Source organism: Streptomyces sp. NPDC045021, assembly GCF_056432645.1.
Genome location: NZ_JBWKIQ010000011.1, coordinates 64,990 through 84,745 on the forward strand (window position 1 = coordinate 64,990; position 19,756 = coordinate 84,745).

19 protein-coding genes are annotated in these 19,756 nt (G+C 71.2%); 4 read left to right on the forward strand and 15 right to left on the reverse strand.

Annotated elements, in window-relative coordinates; translation table 11 throughout:
• Positions 1-26: 26 nt before the first annotated feature.
• Positions 27-1,010, forward strand: a complete 984-nt coding sequence (locus AC07DC_RS29250; protein WP_478917496.1) for an LLM class flavin-dependent oxidoreductase — start codon at positions 27-29, stop codon at positions 1,008-1,010.
• Positions 1,011-1,016: 6 nt separating this feature from the next.
• On the opposite strand, the gene AC07DC_RS29255 is transcribed toward AC07DC_RS29250, so the two are convergent.
• From AC07DC_RS29255 to AC07DC_RS29270, 4 genes are all read right to left on the reverse strand, one after another.
• A complete protein-coding gene (locus AC07DC_RS29255) occupies positions 1,017-2,432 on the reverse strand; it encodes a sugar porter family MFS transporter (protein ID WP_478917719.1) in 1,416 nt (471 codons plus the stop codon).
• 214 nt (positions 2,433-2,646) lie between these two features.
• Positions 2,647-6,336 carry an AAA family ATPase gene (locus AC07DC_RS29260; RefSeq protein WP_478917497.1) on the reverse strand — a complete coding sequence of 1,230 codons (3,690 nt, stop codon included), beginning with the start codon at positions 6,334-6,336 and terminating at the stop codon, positions 2,647-2,649.
• 185 nt (positions 6,337-6,521) lie between these two features.
• A complete protein-coding gene (locus tag AC07DC_RS29265) occupies positions 6,522-6,725 on the reverse strand; it encodes a hypothetical protein (protein ID WP_138356463.1) in 204 nt (67 codons plus the stop codon).
• Between the two features lie 343 nt (positions 6,726-7,068).
• On the reverse strand, positions 7,069-7,350 hold the full coding sequence (locus AC07DC_RS29270; RefSeq protein WP_478917498.1) for an acylphosphatase: 282 nt from the start codon (positions 7,348-7,350) through the stop codon (positions 7,069-7,071).
• A 121-nt stretch (positions 7,351-7,471) separates the two neighbouring features.
• On the opposite strand from AC07DC_RS29270, the gene AC07DC_RS29275 reads away from it, so the two are divergent.
• On the forward strand, positions 7,472-8,356 hold the full coding sequence (locus tag AC07DC_RS29275; protein WP_478917499.1) for a CAP domain-containing protein: 885 nt from the start codon (positions 7,472-7,474) through the stop codon (positions 8,354-8,356).
• A 62-nt stretch (positions 8,357-8,418) separates the two neighbouring features.
• Entirely contained in the window at positions 8,419-8,835 is a 417-nt protein-coding gene (locus tag AC07DC_RS29280; RefSeq protein ID WP_478917500.1) for a winged helix-turn-helix transcriptional regulator, read from the forward strand.
• Between the two features lie 12 nt (positions 8,836-8,847).
• On the opposite strand, the gene mutM is transcribed toward AC07DC_RS29280, so the two are convergent.
• From mutM to AC07DC_RS29330, 10 genes are all read right to left on the reverse strand, one after another.
• A complete protein-coding gene (mutM, locus tag AC07DC_RS29285) occupies positions 8,848-9,723 on the reverse strand; it encodes a bifunctional DNA-formamidopyrimidine glycosylase/DNA-(apurinic or apyrimidinic site) lyase (RefSeq protein ID WP_478917501.1) in 876 nt (291 codons plus the stop codon).
• A 70-nt stretch (positions 9,724-9,793) separates the two neighbouring features.
• Positions 9,794-10,531 carry a ribonuclease III gene (gene rnc, locus AC07DC_RS29290; RefSeq protein ID WP_478917502.1) on the reverse strand — a complete coding sequence of 246 codons (738 nt, stop codon included), beginning with the start codon at positions 10,529-10,531 and terminating at the stop codon, positions 9,794-9,796.
• Between the two features lie 19 nt (positions 10,532-10,550).
• Positions 10,551-10,724, reverse strand: a complete 174-nt coding sequence (gene rpmF, locus AC07DC_RS29295; RefSeq protein WP_138356469.1) for a 50S ribosomal protein L32 — start codon at positions 10,722-10,724, stop codon at positions 10,551-10,553.
• Positions 10,725-10,726: 2 nt separating this feature from the next.
• Positions 10,727-11,344 (reverse strand): YceD family protein, encoded by a 618-nt coding sequence (locus AC07DC_RS29300; protein ID WP_478917503.1) that lies wholly within the window; start codon positions 11,342-11,344, stop codon positions 10,727-10,729.
• A gap of 202 nt (positions 11,345-11,546) precedes the next feature.
• Complete coding sequence (locus AC07DC_RS29305; RefSeq protein WP_478917504.1) at positions 11,547-12,626, reverse strand: ATP synthase F0 subunit B; 1,080 nt, start codon at positions 12,624-12,626, stop codon at positions 11,547-11,549.
• A gap of 56 nt (positions 12,627-12,682) precedes the next feature.
• Positions 12,683-13,162, reverse strand: coding sequence for a pantetheine-phosphate adenylyltransferase (gene coaD / locus AC07DC_RS29310; RefSeq protein WP_478917505.1), 480 nt, complete (start codon positions 13,160-13,162; stop codon positions 12,683-12,685).
• Positions 13,163-13,188: 26 nt separating this feature from the next.
• Complete coding sequence (gene rsmD / locus AC07DC_RS29315) at positions 13,189-13,770, reverse strand: 16S rRNA (guanine(966)-N(2))-methyltransferase RsmD (RefSeq protein WP_478917720.1); 582 nt, start codon at positions 13,768-13,770, stop codon at positions 13,189-13,191.
• A 69-nt stretch (positions 13,771-13,839) separates the two neighbouring features.
• Positions 13,840-14,358 (reverse strand): hypothetical protein, encoded by a 519-nt coding sequence (locus tag AC07DC_RS29320; RefSeq protein ID WP_478917506.1) that lies wholly within the window; start codon positions 14,356-14,358, stop codon positions 13,840-13,842.
• A gap of 96 nt (positions 14,359-14,454) precedes the next feature.
• Positions 14,455-16,656, reverse strand: coding sequence for an ATP-dependent DNA helicase RecG (gene recG, locus AC07DC_RS29325; RefSeq protein ID WP_478917507.1), 2,202 nt, complete (start codon positions 16,654-16,656; stop codon positions 14,455-14,457).
• 57 nt (positions 16,657-16,713) lie between these two features.
• A complete protein-coding gene (locus AC07DC_RS29330) occupies positions 16,714-18,414 on the reverse strand; it encodes a DAK2 domain-containing protein (RefSeq protein ID WP_478917508.1) in 1,701 nt (566 codons plus the stop codon).
• 208 nt (positions 18,415-18,622) lie between these two features.
• On the opposite strand from AC07DC_RS29330, the gene rpmB reads away from it, so the two are divergent.
• Positions 18,623-18,808 carry a 50S ribosomal protein L28 gene (rpmB, locus tag AC07DC_RS29335; protein WP_138356476.1) on the forward strand — a complete coding sequence of 62 codons (186 nt, stop codon included), beginning with the start codon at positions 18,623-18,625 and terminating at the stop codon, positions 18,806-18,808.
• Positions 18,809-18,949: 141 nt separating this feature from the next.
• On the opposite strand, the gene thiD is transcribed toward rpmB, so the two are convergent.
• Positions 18,950-19,750: a bifunctional hydroxymethylpyrimidine kinase/phosphomethylpyrimidine kinase gene (gene thiD, locus AC07DC_RS29340; RefSeq protein ID WP_478917509.1), complete on the reverse strand. Its 801-nt coding sequence runs from the start codon at positions 19,748-19,750 to the stop codon at positions 18,950-18,952.
• Positions 19,751-19,756 lie beyond the last annotated feature (6 nt).

The window sequence follows — 19,756 nt, forward strand, 5'->3', positions numbered from 1 at the left end:
TTCACCGGCGAAGGGGAGCGTCCGCCATGCCCATCACGGTCATCCGTTTCAACCTCGTCGATCCCGCCGCCGAGCCCGCCTCGCTCAGCGCCCGCTACAAGGCGGCCCTGGAGATGGCGGCGTACGCGGACGACCGGGGTGTCGGCACCGTCCAGACCGAGGAGCACCACGGCGCGGCCAACGGCTGGCTGCCGTCGCCGCTCACCTTCGCGGGCGCGGTCTTCGGCGCCACCCGGCGGATCGCGGTCACCGTCTCCGCTCTGATCGGCCCGCTCTACGATCCGCTGCGGCTGGCCGAGGACATCGCCGTACTGGACCTGCTCAGCGGCGGCAGGCTCGTCACCGTGGCCGGCATCGGCTATCGGCAGGCGGAGTACGACGCGCACGGCCGGGACTGGACGCACCGGGGCAAGCTCCAGGACGAGGTCCTGGAGACGCTCCTCACCGCGTGGACCGGCGAGCCCTTCGAGTACCGCGGCAGGACGGTACGGGTCACGCCGCGCCCGTTCACCCAGCCGCATCCGCTGCTGCTGGTCGGCGGCAGCTCCAAGGCGGCCGCCCGCCGCGCCGCCCGGCTCGGTCTGCCGCTCTTCCCCAGCGCGTACCTGCCGGAGCTGGAGGCGTACTACCAGGAGCGGCTCGCGGAGCACGGCACCGAGGGCTGGTGCATGATGCCGCCGGCGAAGGTCCCGCTGCTGCACATCGCCGAGGACCCGGACCGTGCCTGGGCGCAGTACGGCGAGCACCTGCTGCACGAGGCCCGGATGTACGCCTCCTGGCAGTCGGCCGACATCCGCTCCGCGGTGCGCTCGGCCGCCACCGGCGTCGAGGAGCTGCGCCGGGAGGGGGTCTACCGGATCGTCACGCCCGATGAATGCGTCGCCCTCGCCGAGGCCGGCGGGGACCAGGCGAGCCTGGTCCTGCACCCCCTGTGCGGAGGTATGCCGGTCGACGAGGGCTGGCGCAGCCTGCATCTGCTGGCGGAGCAGGTGCTGCCGCGTCTCAAGTGACGGGTGCTAGCCCATCTCCTCCAGCGTCATGCCCTTGGTCTCCTTCACGAAGATGAGCACGAAGGGGATCGAGAGCAGCGCGAAGCAGGCGTAGATGACGTACGTCGCCGACAGGTTCCAGTCCGAAAGGCTCGGGAAGCTCGCGGTGATCGCCCAGTTGGCGATCCACTGCGCAGAGGCCGCTACGCCGAGCGCCGCCGCGCGGATCCGGTTCGGGAACATCTCGCCGAGGAAGACCCAGACCACGACACCCCACGAGAGGGCGAAGAAGAGCACGAAGACGTGGGCGGCGATGAGCGCCACGGTGCCCTCGGTGTTCGGAAGCGTCCCCTCGGCGGTCTTGGCGGAGAAGGCCCAGGCCTCCAGTGACAGGGAGACGGCCATACCTGCGGAACCGATCAGCGCGAGCGGCCTGCGGCCGATCCGGTCGACCAGGAGCATCGCGATCACGGTGCCGATGATGTTCACGATCGAGGTGGTGAACGAGTACAGGAAGGAGCTGCTCGGGTCGATGCCCACCGACTGCCACAGCGTGGACGAGTAGTAGAACGCCACGTTGATGCCGACGAGCTGCTGGAAGACCGAGAGGCCGATGCCGACCCAGACGATCGGCAGGAAGCTGAACCGGCCGAGCAGGTCGCGGAAGGTGGACTTGTGCTCTCTGCGCATGGCGAGTTCGATCTCGGCCACCCGCGCGTCGAGGTCGATGTGCTTGCCCTCGACGTCGGCGAGCACCTGCTTGGCGTGGTCGGTCCTGCCGACGGAGATCAGGAAGCGCGGCGACTCGGGGATCGCGAAGGAGAGCAGCCCGTACAGGACGGCCGGGATGACCATCACGCCGAGCATGACCTGCCAGACCTCCAGGCCGAGCAGCTTCCCGCGCTGGTCCCCGCCGGCCGCGTTGAGCAGGGCCCAGTTGACGAGTTGCGAGACGGCGATGCCGATGACGATGGCGGCCTGCTGGAAGGAGCCGAGCCGTCCGCGGTAGGCGGACGGGGAGACCTCGGCGATGTACGCCGGGCCGATCACCGAGGCCATACCGATGGCGATACCGCCGAGCACCCGCCACATGGCGAGGTCCCAGAGGGCGAACGGCAGCGCGGAGCCCACGGCGCTGACCGTGAAGAGGGTGGCGGCGATCTGCATGACGCGGATGCGGCCGATGCGGTCGGCGATCCGGCCGGCGGTGGCGGCGCCGATGGCACAGCCGATCAGCGCGATCGCGATGACCTGGGCGAGCGTGCCGGAGCCGATGTCGTACTTGCCGCGGATGCCCTCGACCGCGCCGTTGATCACAGAACTGTCGTAGCCGAAGAGGAAGCCGCCCATGGCGGCCGCCGCGGTGATGAAGATGACATGGCCGAGGTGATCCGGATGGGCCAGACGGCCTTCCGGACCGGCCACAGGTGCGGTACTGGTCAACGTGTACTCCTGGGGCTCGGCGGTGAGCCTGCACATGAGGGGTTGGATCTTCCAGTGTTGACCGCCCCCTGGGTGGCCACCACTCGAATGTAAAAGTGACTTTGCAGAGACTATGCCTTCAAGTTTCGAAGTCAACACGGGGTCCACTGGCGCTTCTGGCACCGATGGGCACAGAGATCACCCGCTTGAGTTCATCAATTGAATGCATACGGACTTAGGCCAGCTTGCGCTTGCCCTCACGCAGCCGCTGGCTGATCACTTTGGAGACCCCGTCGCCCTGCATCGATACGCCGTACAGGGCATCGGCCACCTCCATCGTCCGCTTCTGGTGCGTGATGACGACAAGCTGTGAACTCTCCTGAAGCTCCTCCATGAGCCCGATCAGCCGCTGCAGATTGGTGTCGTCCAACGCCGCCTCGACCTCGTCCATGACATAGAACGGACTCGGCCGGGCCTTGAAGATCGACACCAGCAGCGCCACCGCGGTCAGCGAGCGCTCACCGCCCGACAGCAGCGACAACCGCTTGACCTTCTTCCCGGGCGGTCGCGCTTCAACCTCCACACCTGTGGTGAGCATGTTGTCCGGATCTGTCAGCATCAGCCGGCCCTCGCCGCCGGGGAAGAGCCGCGAGAACACGCCCTCGAACTCCCGCGCCGTGTCGTGGTACGCCGCCGAGAAGACCTGCTCGACGCGCTCGTCGACCTCCTTGACGACCTGCAGCAGATCCAGCCGGGTCCTCTTCAGGTCCTCCAGCTGCTCGGTCAGGAACTTGTGGCGCTCCTCCAGCGCGGAGAACTCCTCCAGCGCCAGCGGATTGACCTTCCCCAGCTGCTGGTAGGCCTTCTCCGCGGACTTCAGCCGCTTCTCCTGCTCCGCGCGCACGAAGGGCTTCGGCCGGTTGCGCGGGTGCTCCGGGTCCTCGGGCAGCTCCTCGCCCTCGGCGGGCAGCGACGGCGGCACCGGATGGTGCGGGCCGTACTCGTCGACCAGCCCGGACGGCTCGATGCCGTGCTCCTCCAGCGACCGGGTCTCCAACTGCTCGATGCGCAACCGCTTCTCGGCGCCCAGCACCTCGCCCTTGTGGACAAAATCGGTCAGCTTGTCCAGTTCGGCCTTCAGCTCCCGGCCCTGCCGGCGCTCCTCGCCCAACTGCGCCTCGCGCTCCGAGCGGGCCCGCTCGGCCGCGCCGCGCTCCTCCTCCGCGCGGGCCAGCGACACCGTCACGTACTCCAGCAGGGCGCGCGCACCGGCCAGCACCGCGGAGGCGACCCGCGCCTCGTACTCCAGCCGCGCCCGGCGCTGTTCGGCGCGGGCCCGGGTCTCGCGCTCGATGCGGGCGGCGCGGTCCAGCCCGTCCGCCCGCCCGGCCAGCCCCTTCACCCGCTCCTCGTGGGTGCGCAACTGGAGCCGCGCCTCCATCTCGGTCTGCCGTGCGTTGGCCCCGTCGGCGGACAGCCGGTCCCGTACGGAGGTGTCCGGCTCCTCCTCGCCGGGCGCCTCCACGGCCTCCCCCAGCCGCACCGACAGCTCCTCGAACTCCTCCATCGCCGCAGCCAATGACTCCTCGGCCCGCCCCACGGCGGCGGCGCTGCGCTCGGCCTCTCCCCCGGCGGCGCGCGCCTGGCCGGCCAGCCGCCCCAGCTGCTGGGCGACCGAGGACTTCTCCTTCTCCGCGGCCCGGCGCGCCTGCGCCAGCGAGTCCACGGTCCGCGCGCACGCCGCGCGCCGCTCCTTCGTCTCCTGCTGCTCCTGCGCCAGCGACTCGCAGAGCGCCGCCAGCCGCTCCAGCTCGCGGGCCGCCTCGTCGACGGCGGCCCGCACCTCCAGCAGGCTCGGCACGCCCGCCGACCCGCCGTGCGCGAAGTGCGCGGCGAGCACATCGCCTTCGGCGGTGACGGCAGTGAGTTCCGGGTGCGCGGCCACGAGGACCTCCGCGTCGGCGAGGCTCTCCACGACGACCGTGTCGCGCAGGATGCGGTGCACGGCGGGGAGCAGGTCGCCGGGACCGCCGACCAGCCTGGCCGCCTGCCTCGCCCCCGCGGGCAACGGGGCGGTTTCGGCGCGGGCGTGCGGTACGGAGGCGGCGGCCACGGCGGCCTGCGGCAACGTCGCCGATTGGGGGCCGGTGGCCGGGTGGGCGCAGGCGCCGCCGGCGGGACCGCCGGCCCACGCCCCGGACGACGTTCCGTCCGCCAGCACCAGGGCCGCCCGGCCGGCGTCGTCCTTGCGCAGTAGCCGCAGTGCGTCGGCGGCGGCCGAGGGGCCCGATACGGCGATGGCGTCGGCTGCCGCACCGAGGGCGGCGGCGACGGGGATCTCGAAGCCCGGCGCCACGCTGAGCAGTTCCGCGGCGGGGCCGAGCAGGCCGGTGAGCCGGTCGCCCGCGGCGAGCAGCGCGCCGGTGCCATCCTTGCGGCGCAGGCCGAGCGCCAGCGCGTCGCGCCGCGCGGTGAGGGCGGCGCGCTCGCGCTCGGCCGCGGTGGCCGCGTCGCGGACGGCCGAGAAGGCCTCCTCGGCCGCCGCCCGTTCGCGGGTCGCGGCCTCCAGGCGCTCCTCCAGTTCGGAGTCGTCCGCCGCCAGGCCGTCCACCCGCTCCTTGAGTTCCTCGTACTCCTCCTGCGCGGATTCGGCGCGGTCCCGTGCCTCGTCGCGGGCGGTGGCGAGCCGGCCGATCTCCGCCTCGGCGGAACCGGCCCGGCCGCGCGCCGCGTTGACCTGGCCCTGCAGTCGCGCCAACCCCTCGCGGCGGTCCGCGATCGCCCGCGCCACGGACCGCAGCCGCTGCTCCTCGGCCGCGAGCTCCTGTTCCAGGGCGGCACGGTGGCCGACGGTGTCGTCCAGCGCCCGCCGGGCCGCGTCCAGGGCCTCGGTGAGCTCGGCCTCCTGCTCGCGGATCCGGGCCGCCTCGCGTTCCATGTCCTCGGGCTCCCGGCCGCGCCGCTCCTCGGCGGGTTGGTCGGTGGCGTGCCGCACCCGTTGTTCGGCGAGGCCGATCGTGCCGCGCACCCGTTCGGCGAGCTGGGAGAGGCCGTACCAGGTGGCCTGGGCGTCGGCCAGCCGTGGCGCGAGCGCTCTGACCTGCTCCTCGAGACCGGCTTCCCGCCGCAGGACGGCGGCCAGGTCCCGTTCCACCGCGTCCCGCCGCTCCTTGAGCGACGCCTCGTCGGCGACTTCGGCGCTCAGCGCTTCGCGCAGCGTGACCAGGTCGTCGGCGAGCAGTCGCAGCCGGGCGTCGCGCAGATCGGCCTGGATGACGGCGGCGCGCCGGGCGACCTGCGCCTGCCGCCCCAGCGGCTTGAGCTGCCGCCGCAGTTCGTTCGTCAGATCCTGAACGCGCGCCAGATTGGCCTGCATCGCGTCGAGCTTCCGCAGCGCCTTCTCCTTGCGCTTGCGGTGCTTGAGCACGCCGGCAGCCTCCTCGATGAAGGCGCGGCGGCCCATCGGGTCGGCGTGGAGTACGGAGTCGAGCTGGCCCTGACCGACTATGACGTGCATCTCGCGGCCGATACCGGAGTCGGAGAGCAACTCCTGGATGTCCAGCAGCCGGCACGTGTCGCCGTTGATCTGGTACTCGCTGCCGCCGTTGCGGAACATGATCCGCGTGATGGTGACCTCGGCGTACTCGATGGGCAGCACACCGTCGGAGTTGTCGATCGTCAGCGACACCTCGGCGCGGCCCAGCGGCGGGCGCCCCGTGGTGCCGGCGAAGATGACGTCCTCCATCTTGCCGCCGCGCAGCGACTTGGCCCCCTGCTCCCCCATGACCCAGGAGAGCGCGTCCACCACATTGGACTTACCGGACCCGTTGGGGCCTACGACGCACGTGATGCCGGGCTCGAAGCGCAGCGTCGTGGCGGAGGCGAAGGATTTGAATCCGCGCAGCGTGAGGCTCTTGAGATGCACGCCGTCGGACTCTACCTTCCGTGTTCGGTTTCGCCAGGGAAGGTGCAGGGCACATCAGACGATGAGAGCAGTGATCGTCAGGGGGGCTGCCTGCGGGTGACGATGGAACGACGAAGGGACGCCGAGGCGTCCCTTGCAAAAAACTCTAGCGGTGCCGTAGCACCCGTCCGGTGGCTTGAGCCGGATCAGGCGGGTACGGGCTCCGCGCGAGATACATCGATGCTGCTGAGCAGCGACTCTTCGTGCGACGCCACAGTGAGCGCGTCGTTCTCGGTCTGCATCCGAACGAGCTCGGACTCCAGATCCTGAACGCGCTGCTGAAGCCTTCGCATCTCGGCGAGGAGTCGCGGGTCGGGGCCGCCGACGTAACCGAGAAGCGCCTTTGCCATGATTGATGGTCCTCCACGCTGAGTGACCGACCGGGAGCGGTAGGGTCGTGGGTGAGGGGTATGTGCACCCGCGCGGTGCGCCGAAGCCGCCGCTTTGATTGCATTACGGCTACGATGCGCGGGGCTTCCAGCGTCTCACCAAATACTGGGACGGTCAACACGATCACAGCCCAGCCATCGGGTCAGCCTCAGAAAACACGGCAAATGAGTGCCGGCGGCTGCCCGTGGGGCGTCGAGATCATCCTCGATGTCGGCAGCCTTGCACGACACTCCGGATATGGCAACTGTCGCGGGCAGCCTTGCCGTCGGCGATTGCCTACCGCATGTACGCGCGGCGTGACACTCAGCGGATCTCGAAGCCGTCGTACCCGCCGCGCGGTGGTCCCCAGATTTCGGTGACGCCGTCGACCCGGCCGGGCGTGTCCCCGGCCGCCAGCCAGTCGAGCAGCTGTTCGCACTGTGCGCGTGTCCCCTCCGCGACGACCTGCACCCGGCCGTCCCCGAGGTTGCCGGCGTAGCCGTCCAGCCCGCCGATCCGCATCGCGTTGGCCCGGGTCCACCAGCGGAAGCCGACGCCCTGGACGCGCCCGCGCACCCAGGCCGTAAGCCGGACATTTTCGTTCATGTGTGCACGCTATCCCGTCAGTTGCACAGGCTTCACTCCGGTCCCGTGCGTCATTCGCTACAGTCGGCCCGCAACAGGACTCACCCGTTCGGGTTAATCCGAGACCGTGAGGACAGCATTAATGGGCCGCCACAGTCGCAATGCCACCGAGGCCGTCGCGCCGACCCGGAGCCGCCGGGGCCACCGGGGCCCCCGGGGCCCCCGGCGACGCCACAGCGCCGTTCGCACCGGGCTGCTGGCGTCGTCCGCCGCTCTGGCCGTGGGCGCCGTCGCGATGTCGTCCGGACTGCTGTCGTCGCTGAACGGAGCACCGGGTGGCCTCACCGCCCAGGGCAGCCCCGGCGGGACGCGCACCCAGCCGGACGGCACGTCCGGCCCGTCGCTGCCGGACACCGGCTCCCCCTCCGCGAGCGACACCGGCCGCCCGAGCGTGCCGAGCAGCCCGACCACGACGCGCGGCGGCCGCCCTTCAACGACGCCGACGACGCCGCCGACGTCGGCCGCAGCGCCCAGCACCACCCCGGCCCCGACGATCCCGCCCAGCCGGACACCGGTCACGCCGCGGCCCACCACCCCTCCCGTGACGCCGTCCCACACCGCGACCCCGACGCCGAGCCGGACCGACTCCCCCGTCACCGCCCAGGCCGCGGTGCTGAAGCTGGTCAACGCCGAGCGCGTCAAGGTCGGCTGCGCCCCCGTGACCGCGGACGCCTCGCTGGCCAAGCTCGCCCAGTCGTTCAGCGAGGACATGGCGGTCCGGGACTTCTTCGACCACACCGACCCGGACGGCCACACCCCGTGGGACCGGGCCAAGGGGGCCGGTGTCACCAACCTCGGCGGGGAGAACATCGCCCGCGGCCAGGCCGACGCGGAGGCCGTGATGAACGCCTGGATGAACAGCGAGGGACACCGCGCCAACATCCTGAACTGCGACTACAAGACCCTCGGCATCGGCGTCCACTTCGCGGCGGGCGGCCCCTGGTGGACGCAGGACTTCGGCTACTAGGAGAGCCAACCTTCCGAAAGCGCAAACCGTGGGTTAGCGCAACCCAGGAGTACGCTGCCCTCATGGACACCGGCCCGCACGACCTCCGGCCCGACGCGCAGCTCCCGTTCAACGTCCTCTCCAGCAACTGCCCCTCCCGCGCCACGCTGGAGCACGTCACCGGCCGCTGGGGCAGCCTGACGCTCGGGGCGCTCGGCGAGGACACCGTGCGCTTCAACGAGCTGCGCCGGCGGATCGAGGGCGTGAGCGAGAAGATGCTCTCCCAGACGCTGCACGCCCTGGAGCGCGACGGACTGGTGCACCGCGAGGCGCAGACGACCAACCCGCCGCGCGTCGAGTACCGCCTCACCGAGCTGGGCCGGGAGACCACCCGGCGGCTGCTCGACCTGATCCACCTGGTCGAGGGCCGGATGCCCGAGGTACTGGCGGCCCGGGAGAGCTACGACGCGCAGCGCGCCGCCCGGGAAGCCAGCGCGTAGCGCCCTCGCGGCCTACCTGGGGATGCGGCCGGGGACCGGCGGGCGCTGGCAGCGCGGGCAGAAGTAACTGGACCGGTTCATCCACGGGCGGCGCCGGATCGCGGTACCGCAGCGGCGGCAGGGCTCGTCCTCCCGCCCGTACGCGTCCAGCGACCGGTCGAAGTAGCCGGATTCACCGTTGACGTTGACGTACAGGCTGTCGAAGCTCGTGCCGCCGGCCGCCAGCGCGTCGCTCATCACCTCGCGGATGTGCGTCACCAGCTCGGCCGTCCTGGGCCGGGTCATCGTCGCGGTGGGCCGCTCGTAGTGCAGCCGCGAGCGCCACAGCGCCTCGTCGGCGTAGATGTTGCCGACCCCGCTGATCAGCGACTGGTCGAGCAGGGCGCGCTTGATCGTGGTCCGGCGCCGGCGCAGCGCGGCGTGGAAGGCCTCCTCGTCGAAGGCGTCCTCCAGCGGGTCGGGGGCGATGTGCGCGAGCGGTACGGGCAGCGCCAGCGGACTGCCCGGCACGACGTCATGGAGCGACAGACCGCCGAAGGTGCGCTGGTCGACGAAGCGCAACTCGGTCCCGAGCTCGTCGTCGAACCTGATCCGGATCCGCAGATGGGTCTCGTCCGGGGCCGTGTGCGGCTGGATCAGCAGCTGGCCGCTCATGCCGAGGTGTCCGAGCAGCGCGGTCGTCCCGTCCAGCGGCAGCCACAGGTACTTGCCCCGGCGGTGGGCCGGGCCGATCAGCGCGCCGGCCAGCCGGTCCGTGAAGTCCGCGGCGCCCGCCAGGTGCCGGCGGACGGCACGCGGGTGCAGCACCTCCGCGTCCGCGACGGTGCGCCCGGTGACCCAGCGCTCCAGCCCGATGCGGACCACTTCGACCTCAGGCAGCTCGGGCAACGCCCCTCCTCCTGGTACGCGTCGAGCCCACCGACTGATCGTCGGTGGGCTCGTTCTGACGGGTGTGCGATCAGCTCGCCGCCGAGGCGGAATCGCGGATCGCACGCCAGGCGGCCTCGGCCGCCTGCTGTTCTGCTTCCTTCTTGCTGCGGCCGGTGCCGGCGCCGTACTCGACACCACCGACGCGGGCGGCAGCCGTGAAGGTCTTCTCGTGGTCGGGACCCGACTCGGTGACCACGTATTCGGGGACACCCAGGCCCTCGCTCGCGGTCAGCTCCTGGAGACTGGTCTTCCAGTCCAGGCCTGCCCCGAGGTTGGACGACTTCTCGATCAGCGGATCGAAGAGGCGGTGCACGAACTCGGACGCGGCATCCAGACCCTGGTCCAGATAGACCGCACCGATCACTGCCTCGAGGGTGTCCGCGAGGATCGATGCCTTGTCCCGGCCGCCGGTGCCTTCCTCGCCCCGTCCCAGCCGGATGAATCCGCCCAGGTCGAGTTCACGACTCACCTCCGCCAGCGCACGAGAGTTGACCACCGCGGCCCGCAACTTGGCCAGTTGGCCTTCGGGCAGGTCGGGGTGGGTGCGGTACAGCGTGTCCGTGACCACCAGGCCGAGCACGGAGTCCCCGAGGAACTCCAGCCGCTCGTTGGTGGGCAGACCGCCGTTCTCGTACGCGAACGAACGGTGGGTCAGCGCACGCACCAGAAGGGCGGGCTCGAGTGTGTACCCGAGCCGCCCTTCCAGAAGCGTGTGAGGCCAGGCTGTGTCCGCCGGCGCCTGCTTCGGCGATTTGGCGTCTGACATGAAGCCTGTCACCCGCCGATCAGACCTCGAGGACCTGACGACGGTTGTACGTGCCGCAGCTCGGGCACGCGATGTGGCTCTGCTTCGGCTGGTGGCAGCTCTCGCACGCCACCAGGCTCACGGCAACAGCCTTCCACTGCGCACGGCGGTGGCGCGTGTTGCTGCGCGACATCTTCCGCTTCGGAACAGCCACGGCTACTTCTCCTGGTTCTCGTCGGCGCCCTGGTCGGCACCGCTCTTCTTAAATTCCTGCAGGGCCGCCCACCGGATGTCGGCGACCTCATGGTGGTGGTCCGGGTCGTCCGCGAGCCGCTCTCCGCAATCGGAGCACAGTCCCGGGCAGTCTTCCTGGCACACCGGCTGCAGCGGCAGTGCGAGCACTACCGCGTCCCGCAGCGCGGGTTCGAGATCGAACAGGTCGTCCTCGAGGAAGAGAGCCTCCTCCTCCGCGTCGTCACCGGCTTCGTCCTTGCGGGCGGTCCGGGTGTCGGCGTCGGGGTAGGAGTACATCTCTTGGAAGTCCGCATCGAGCTTGCGCTCGAACGGCTCCAGACACCTTACGCACTCCCCCGTGAGCGGCGCACGGACGGTACCTGTGACAAGTACCCCCTCCATGACCGACTCCAGACGGAGCTCCAGCTGTACTGCCGTGCCCTCGGGCACCCCGATGACCTCGATACCGAGATCCTTGGGTGCCGGCACCGAACGGGAGACCTTCCGCATCGAACCAGGACGACGACCCAGCTCGTGCGTGTCGAACACGAGAGGCTCGCGGTGGTCGAGACGGGGGGTTTTCAGGGCTTCCTCTTTCATCGGTGCGGCATGCCGACATCCCGGAGGATGGGCAGCCCAAAGAGCCGGCGATTCACACGGCTGGAAAGGTCAGGATACTGGACGTGCGGGCAGGACCCAACTCGCCCACCCCTCGCCCGCCACCACCCTTGCAACGAGGCGCCTCGCGCCGCCCCTTTTTCCCTCACCCGTCGCCCACTACCCAACCCTCTGAGCAGCGCGTTCAGCGCCCCTGTTCCAGCTCCCGCAGCCGGTTCAGGTCGATCATGCCGGTGTCGAAGAGGCTGGTCTCGTCGAGCGCCGCGGCCTGGTGCTGGGGCTGGTGCTGCTGCTGGTGCTGGTGCTGCTGCTGGGCGTACGGCTGCTGCTCGTACTGCCCCTGCGGGTCGGCGTAGTTCTGCTGCCCGTACTCGGGCTGGTAGCCGTTGTAGGCGGGCTGCTCCGGGTATCCCTGCTGCTGGGCCGCGTACGGGTCGGAGTAGGCGGCCTGCTGGCCGTAGTCCTGCTGGTACCCGTAGTCGGCGTTGGCGGGAGTCGGGTCGTACGAGTAGTCCGTCTGCTGGGTCTGCTCGGGCACCGGCGCCGCCAGCCCCGCCATGAACTCGGCGTCGGTCTGGTGGCCGCCCGCCGCGTCCGCGGCGTCCTGGGCCGCCATGTGGGCGCCCAGCTCGTCGGCGACGCTGTGGCCGGTCAGCTTGAGCCGGCCGCGGCCGACGGCCTCCAGGGTCTTGGAGAGCACCGCCTCGAAGGCTCCGAGCTTGGTGTCCACGTACTCGTCGGCCCGGCGCCGCAGCGTCTCCGGGTCGGCGCTGCGCTCGGGGGCGTCCGCGTCCTCGTACCCCTGCTCGTCAAGGCCGGGGCCCTGGCCGAGCAGCTTCTCGCGGCCGCGGTCGACGGAGCCGATGGTCTTGGTGAGGACGACCTCGAAGTTGGCGAGCTTGCTGTCCACGTAGTCGTCGGCCTCGGCGCGGATCTCCTCCGCCTCGCGGCGGGCCTCGCCCACGATGCGCTCCGCCTCGTCCTGGGACTGCCGGGCGACCTGGGTGTCGGAGATCATCGAGCCGCGTTCGGCGTGCGCCGACTCGATGATCCGGTTCGCCTCGGCCCGGGCCTCCTCGACCAGCTGCTCGCGGCCGCCCAGCAGCGCCTCGGCCTGCGACAGCGAGTCGGGGAGCGCGGAGCGCACCTCTTCGAGCCTGCTCAGCAGCTCGGCGCGGTTGACCACGCACGAGGCGGACATCGGCATGGACCGCGCGCCTTCGATGGCCGCGACGATCTCGTCGAGCTTCTTCTGCACGTCCACGGGCGTCAGTCTTTCCTCAGCGGGGCCCGGCCGGGTCCGGACGGGACATGCAGACTCTAGCGCTGCCCGAGCCGGTCGTTGAGAGCCGCCAGGATCGCGGGCGGCACCAAGTGGGAGATGTCGCCGCCCCATTGGGCCACCTCCTTGACCAGACTGGAGGAGAGGAAGCTGTACGTGGGGTTGGTCGGGACGAAGAGCGTCTCGACCCCGGAGAGCCCGATGTTCATCTGGGCCATCTGCAGCTCGTAGTCGAAGTCGCTGACGGCGCGCAGGCCCTTGACGATGGCCGGGATGTCGCGCTGCTTGCAGAAGTCGACGAGCAGGCCGTGGAACGACTCGACCTGCACGTTTCCGAATTCGGCGGTGACTTCCTGGATGAGCTCGATGCGCTCCTCGACCGAGAACAGACCCTGCTTGGACTGGTTGATCATCACCGCCACGTACACGGTGTCGTAGAGCCTGGAGGCGCGGGCGATGATGTCGAGATGTCCATTGGTGATGGGGTCGAACGACCCCGGACAGACTGCGCGACGCAACTGAGACTCCTCGCTCTCCGGGCCGTTCATGACTCGGCGGTAACTTCGGCGGCGCGACCGTACCAAAGTGTTGCCTCGCCGTAACGGCGGGCCCTCACTGCCTCGAAGCCGTCGGGCCAGGGGGAGACTCCGCCACGGGTGCGCCGTTCCACGGTGACGATCGCGTCGTCATCCAGCCACCCCTGAATGCGGAGTGTGAGCAGGATCTCCCGCAGTTCGGCGTCGCCCATGTCGTAGGGCGGGTCCAGAAAGGCCATGTCGAACGGGGTCGCCGGCGCCGGGCCGGCGACGATCTGCTCGGCCCGGCCGGCCCGCACCTCGGCGCCGGGCAACCCGATCATCTGCACGTTCTCCCGGATGGTGCGGGCCGCGGCCGGGTCGGACTCGACCAGCAGGACGTGCTCGGCGCCGCGCGACAGCGCCTCCAGCCCGATCGCCCCGGAGCCGCCGTACAGATCCAGCACCCTGGCCCCGTTCAGCGTGCCGCGCAGCGACTCCCAGGTGGAGAACATGCCCTCCTTGGCGCGGTCCGAGGTGGGGCGGGTCCCATTGCCCGGGGGCACGGCCAGGCGGCGGCCACCGGCGGCTCCGGCGATCACGCGGGTCATCTCGTCCTTCACGTCCTCGACATCGTGGGGGAGCGGCGCTGTGCGCGGCCGCTCCCCCACGATACGGAGTCACTCCCTGCCGGGCTCCTCCACCGCCCCCACCAGGGAGGTGGACGCGTAGCGGGACCAGGACAGGCAGCCGTCGGGCGGGCAGAACTCGGGGCGGCGCGGGTCGTGCCCCAGCTCACGGAGCTTGGTGCGGACCGAGTCCGGGGTCCGCCCGAAGCGGGCGGCTATCCGGGCGACGGTCTCGCTGTCGTGGAACCGCCGCAGCAGCTCCTCCTCGTGCTGCGGCACCCAGGGGGCGCCGTGGCCGGGGAACAGCTCCCGGAGCACGTCACGGTCGGGGATGGGCTCCGATACGTCGGCGACGAGCGCGAGGGCGCGCAGGGCGCGGTTGAGCGCGATCCGCAGGGACGGTACGTCTGCCATGGGCAGCCGCAGATCGCCTGAGGCGAGGAGGGTGTCGGGGTCGTCCTCACTCCATCCGGAGAGGGTGAGAGTGACGTTGGTGTCGTCGTCGCTGGCGAGCTCGATCCGGAAGACCTTGTCGCCGAGCGGCAGTTCGTTGAGATGACGGAACGACATGCTTTTGCCCCCAAAGGTCCATCGACTTGGACTACGTCCATTCTCTCAGGGACCACTGACAATCCACCTGCTCAGCAAGGCTGTTGGGCTCTTGGGTCAGCCCTTGTCGAGGTACTCCTCGCGGTCCGCGTCGACCAGGCTCTCCAGGGCGCTCCGCAGGTCCGGGTGATCGGCCAGTTCGGGGTCGGCGGCGACCAGGGCGGTGGCCTCGTCGCGGGCGGCGGCGATGACCTCCTCGTCGTCGATGACGGTCAGCATGCGCAGCGACGAGCGGGTGCCGGACTGGGCCTGGCCGAGGACATCGCCCTCGCGGCGCTGCTCCAGGTCGATGCGGGAGAGCTCGAAGCCGTCCAGGGTGGCTGCGACGGCGGCGAGGCGCTGCCGGGCGGGGCTCGCCTCGTGCGCCTCGGAGACGAGCAGGCACAAGCCGGGGGCGGAGCCCCGGCCGACCCGGCCGCGCAGCTGGTGGAGCTGGGAGACGCCGAAGCGGTCGGCGTCCATGATCACCATGACGGTGGCGTTCGGGACGTTCACCCCGACCTCGATGACCGTGGTCGCCACCAGGACGTCCACCTGACCGGCGGAGAACCGGCGCATCACGTCGTCCTTGGCGTCCGGCTGCATCCTGCCGTGCAGCACCTCGACCCGCAGCCCGGCCAGCGGCCCCGCGACGAGCTGTTCCGCGATGTCCAGAACGGCCAGCGGGGGGCGGCGCTCCGCGTCGTCCGGCTTCTTCTTCGCGTCCTCCTCGTCACCGATGCGCGGGCAGACCACGTACGCCTGGTGGCCGTTGGAGACCTCCTCGCGCACCCGTTCCCAGGCGCGGGAGAGGAAGTGCGGCTTGTCCTTGGCCGGGACGACGTGGGTGGCGATCGGCGAGCGGCCGGCCGGCAGCTGGTCCAGGACGGACGTCTCCAGGTCGCCGAAGACGGTCATGGCGACCGTGCGCGGGATCGGGGTCGCGGTCATCACCAGCAGGTGCGGGGGCTTGGCGGCCTTGGCACGCAGCGCGTCCCGCTGCTCGACGCCGAAGCGGTGCTGCTCGTCGACCACGACCAGGCCCAGGTCGTGGAACTGGACCTTGTCCTCGATCAGGGCGTGCGTGCCGATCACGATCCCGGCGTCCCCGCTGATCAGGTCGAGCAGGGCCTGCCGGCGGGCGGGCACCCCCATGGAGCCGGTGAGCAGCACGATCTTGGTGGCGTTCTCCGCACCGCCGAGCATGCCGCCGCCGGCGAGGTCGCCCATCATCTCGGTGATCGACCTGTGGTGCTGCTGGGCGAGCACTTCGGTGGGCGCGAGCAGTGCGGCCTGGCCGCCGGAGTCGACGACGGCGAGCATGGCGCGCAGCGCGACCAGCGTCTTGCCGGAGCCGACCTCGCCCTGCAGGAGGCGGTGCATGGGGTGTTCGGTCGCCAGGTCGGCGAAGATCTCGGCCGAGACCTTCTGCTGGCCCTCGGTGAGGGTGAACGGCAGCCGGGTGTCGAACGTGGCCATCAGCCCGTCGGCGTGCGGCACGCGCGGGGTGGCGGGCAGCGCGGAGTCGGCGGCCCGGCGGCGCGCCAGCGCGACCTGCAGGACGTACGCCTCGTCCCATTTCAGGCGCGTCCTCGCATCCTCGATGTCGGCCTTGGTCCGCGGCCGGTGGATCTTCTCCAGCGCCTCGGGAAGCGGCGCCAGGTCATGTGCCTCGCGCAGCGCGGCCGGCAGCGGTTCGCCGACGCCCGCCCAGCCGGTGGCCTCCATCGAGTTGAGGACCGTCTGCACGGACTGCGCGATCTGCCAGGAGCTGATCTGCTTGCACGCGGGGTACAGCGGGATCTGCTGGTTGGCGAACGCGGCGGCCACGTCCGACTCCCCGCCCTTGGCATCGTCCGCATCGAGCAACTGGTAGTCCGGGTGGGCGAGCTGGCGGGTGCGGTTGAAGACCGAGACCTTGCCGGAGAACATGCCGCGGCGGCCGGGGATCAGCCGGTGGGCGTGGGCGTGCGCCGCCTTGCTGAAGAACACCAGGGTCAGCGAGCCGCTGCCGTCGGTGACGACGACCTCCAGGCGGACCCCCGTCCCGCCGTTGTAGGTCCGCTTGTCGGCCTTGGCGATCTCCGCGACGACGGTGACGTGCTCGTCGAGCGGGAGGTCGGCCAGCCGCGTCAGCTCTCCGCGCTCGGCGTACCGGCGCGGGTAGTGGTGCAGCAGGTCGCCGACGGTGTGCAGGTCGAGGTGGTCGGCGAGCACTTTTGCGGTGCGGCCGCCGACCGCCTTCTTCAGGGGTTCGTCCAGGGCAGACATCGGGTCCATCTTTGCGTACCGGACTGACAGAGCCCGGTCCGATGCCCCGTGCGGGTGCGTCGTCGGCTATTCGACGCCTATGAGGAGCGGGCAGGTCTGCTGGCCGCCCTGGTAGACCACGGTGTCCACGGTGATGTGCCCGGCCTGGACATGGGCCTCGATGCGGTCCGCGAGGTCGGGCGGAGCGGCGGCGCCGAGGACCAGGGTGACCATCTCACCGCCCGCGGCGAGCATGCGGTCCAGGACGATCGTGCCGGTCTCGACGAGGTTCCCGCCGATGACCGCGACATCGCCGTCGATCAGCCCGAGGACGTCGCCGGCCTGGCAGATGCCGGCCATCGTCCAGGACTGGTGCTCGGCGACGGCCAGTTCGGCGTAGCGGGTGGCGCCGGCCGCCGAGGTCATGGCGACGACGTCCTCGTCGAAGCGCCGTGCGGGCTCGTGCACGGCGAGCGCGGCGAGGCCCTGCACCGGGGAGCGGGTGGGGATCAGGGCGACGCGTACGCCGTCGGCGCGGGCCCGGTCCGCGGCGGCGCCCGCGGCGTGCCGCAGCTCCACGTCGTTCGGCAGCAGCACCACCTCGCGGGCGTTCGCCCGGCGGATCGCGGCCGCGATCTCGCCGCTGGCGGGCGGGTCACCGGGGCGGACGGCGACGACGGTCGCACCGGCCCGCCCGCAGAGGTCGGCCAGCCCGTCGCCCCGGACGACCGCGACGACGGCCCGCCGCACCCGCTCGGGCGGCCCGCCGTCGCCGGCCCGCTCGTGGTGCCGGGAGACCGGCTCGGGCACCGCGGGGGTGTCGGTGTCGGAGCGGTCCTGGGTCTGGTCGCCGAAGTGGGTGACGCGGATCCGGTAGGGGCGGCCGGCCTCGATACCGGCCTCGATGGCCGCTCCCGCGTCGTCCACGTGGACGTGGACGTTCCACAGCCCTTCGCCGCCGACGACCACCAGGGAGTCCCCGAGGGCGTCCAGCCGGCCGCGCAGCGCGGGCAGGGCGGTGTCGGCCGCCTCCAGCAGGTAGATGACCTCGAAGGCCGGGCCGCCGGGCACGACGTGCGGGTCCGCGCCGTCCTCGGCGCGGCAGCCGTACGGGACGGCGGGCGAGTGATCGGCCAGCGGCCCCATCGGCACCTCGCCGGAGACGGCGTCGGCGAGCGCGCCCAGGACGGCCACCAGCCCGCGCCCGCCCGCGTCCACGACGCCGGCCCGGCCCAGTACGGCGAGCTGGCCGGTGGTGGCGGCGAGCGCGGTGCGCGCGCCCTGGTGGGCGGCTCTCGCGACGGCCACCAGGGCGCCGCCGTCACCTTCGGCGGCCGTGGCCGCCTCGGTGGCGACGGTGAGCATCGTCCCCTCGACGGGGTGGGCGACCGCCAAGTAGGCGGAGCTCGCGGCGCGGCGCAGCGCCCGGCGCAGCAGTTCGGCGGCGTCCTGGTCCCCCGCGGCGTCCGTGAGGACGTCCGTCATGCCGCGCAGCAGCTGCGCGAGGATCGTGCCGGAGTTGCCGCGGGCGCCTATCAGGGCGCCGTGGGACATGGCGCGGACGACTTGGGCGAGGTCGGGCGAGTGGCCGGAGGCACCGTGGCCGTCGAAGACGGCGTCGACGGACTGGGCGGCGGATTCCATCGTCAGGTACAGATTGGTGCCGGTGTCCCCGTCGGCGACGGGATACACGTTGATCGCGTCGATCTCCTCGCGGGCCCTTCCCAGCGCCTGAAGGGCCAGTCGGCACCACGCGCGCACCGCGGAAGCGTCGAGCGTGTGCGGCACCAAGTCCTCCTGCGGGACACCTGAAGCGGAGACTGCTGCAGGTGAGAGTATCCGTGACACCGGTCACGGCGGCAGTCGGCCGGGGCGGCGGACCCCGCAACCATGGTAATTTCGTTGTCCGGGAGTGGCCGTTGTATGCTGCTCCGGTTGTCCGGGAATCTCCCGGGCTTTTCACTGTAAGTGCATCTCGAAGTCTTTGGAGTGACCCGTGGCTGCCAACTGCGACGTCTGCGGCAAGGGGCCGGGCTTCGGCAACGCTATTTCCCACTCGCACCGCCGTACTCCCCGCCGTTGGAATCCCAACATTCAGCGGGTGCGTGCTGTGGTCGGTCGGACGCCGAAGCGCCTCAATGTCTGCACCTCGTGCATCAAGGCCGGCAAGGTCTCGCGCTGACGCGTACACGTCGTAGCAGCGCAGCCTTGCGGCTACTCGAAGCCGGTCCACCTCAGGGTGGGCCGGTTTTCTTGCGTTTGCGGCCGGCCGTCAGACGCTGACGGCCGCCGGACGCTGACGGCCCCAGCACCCGGCGCGCGCTCACCGCTCCTGGCGTTGGCGCCAGGCGTGGTCGACCGGGCCGATGCCGCCGCCCAGCGGGAAGCCGGCCACGATGGCGCCCGTGACGTAGTCCTTGGCAGCGCCCACCGCTTCCGGCACCTCCAGACCCAGGGCCAGGTACGAGGCGATGGCAGCGGCCAGCGTGCAGCCGGTGCCGTGAGTGTGCCGGTTGTCGTACCGCGCGGCGCGGAACCAGTACTCCCGGGAGCCGTCGGAGAGCAGGTCCACGGCGTCGCCGTCGAGGTGGCCGCCCTTGATCAGGACCCAGCGCGGCCCGAGCGCCAGCATCGCTTCCGCGGCCTCGCCCATCGCGGCCTCACCGTCCACGACGACACCCGTCAACTGGGTGACCTCGTCGAGGTTCGGGGTGGCGACGGTGGCCACGGGCAGCAGCTCGGTGCGGACGACCTCCAGGGCGCCCGCCGTCAGCAGGGCGTCCCCGTGCTTGGAGATGCCGACCGGGTCGACGACCACGGGGGCGGCCACGTCCGCCAGCAGAGCGGCCACCTCGGAGGCGATCGCCGCCGAGGAGAGCATGCCGGTCTTGACGGCCTGTACGCCGATGTCGTCGACCACACTGCGGAACTGCGCGCGAACGGCCGCCACAGGCAGCTCCCAGGCCCCCTGGACGCCCAGCGAGTTCTGCGCGGTGACCGCCGTCACCACGCTCATACCGTGCACGCCGAGCGCCAGCATCGTCTTCAGGTCGGCCTGGATGCCCGCACCGCCGCCGGAATCGGATCCGGCGACGGCGAGCACCCTGGGCGGGGAGGTACGCATACCCGT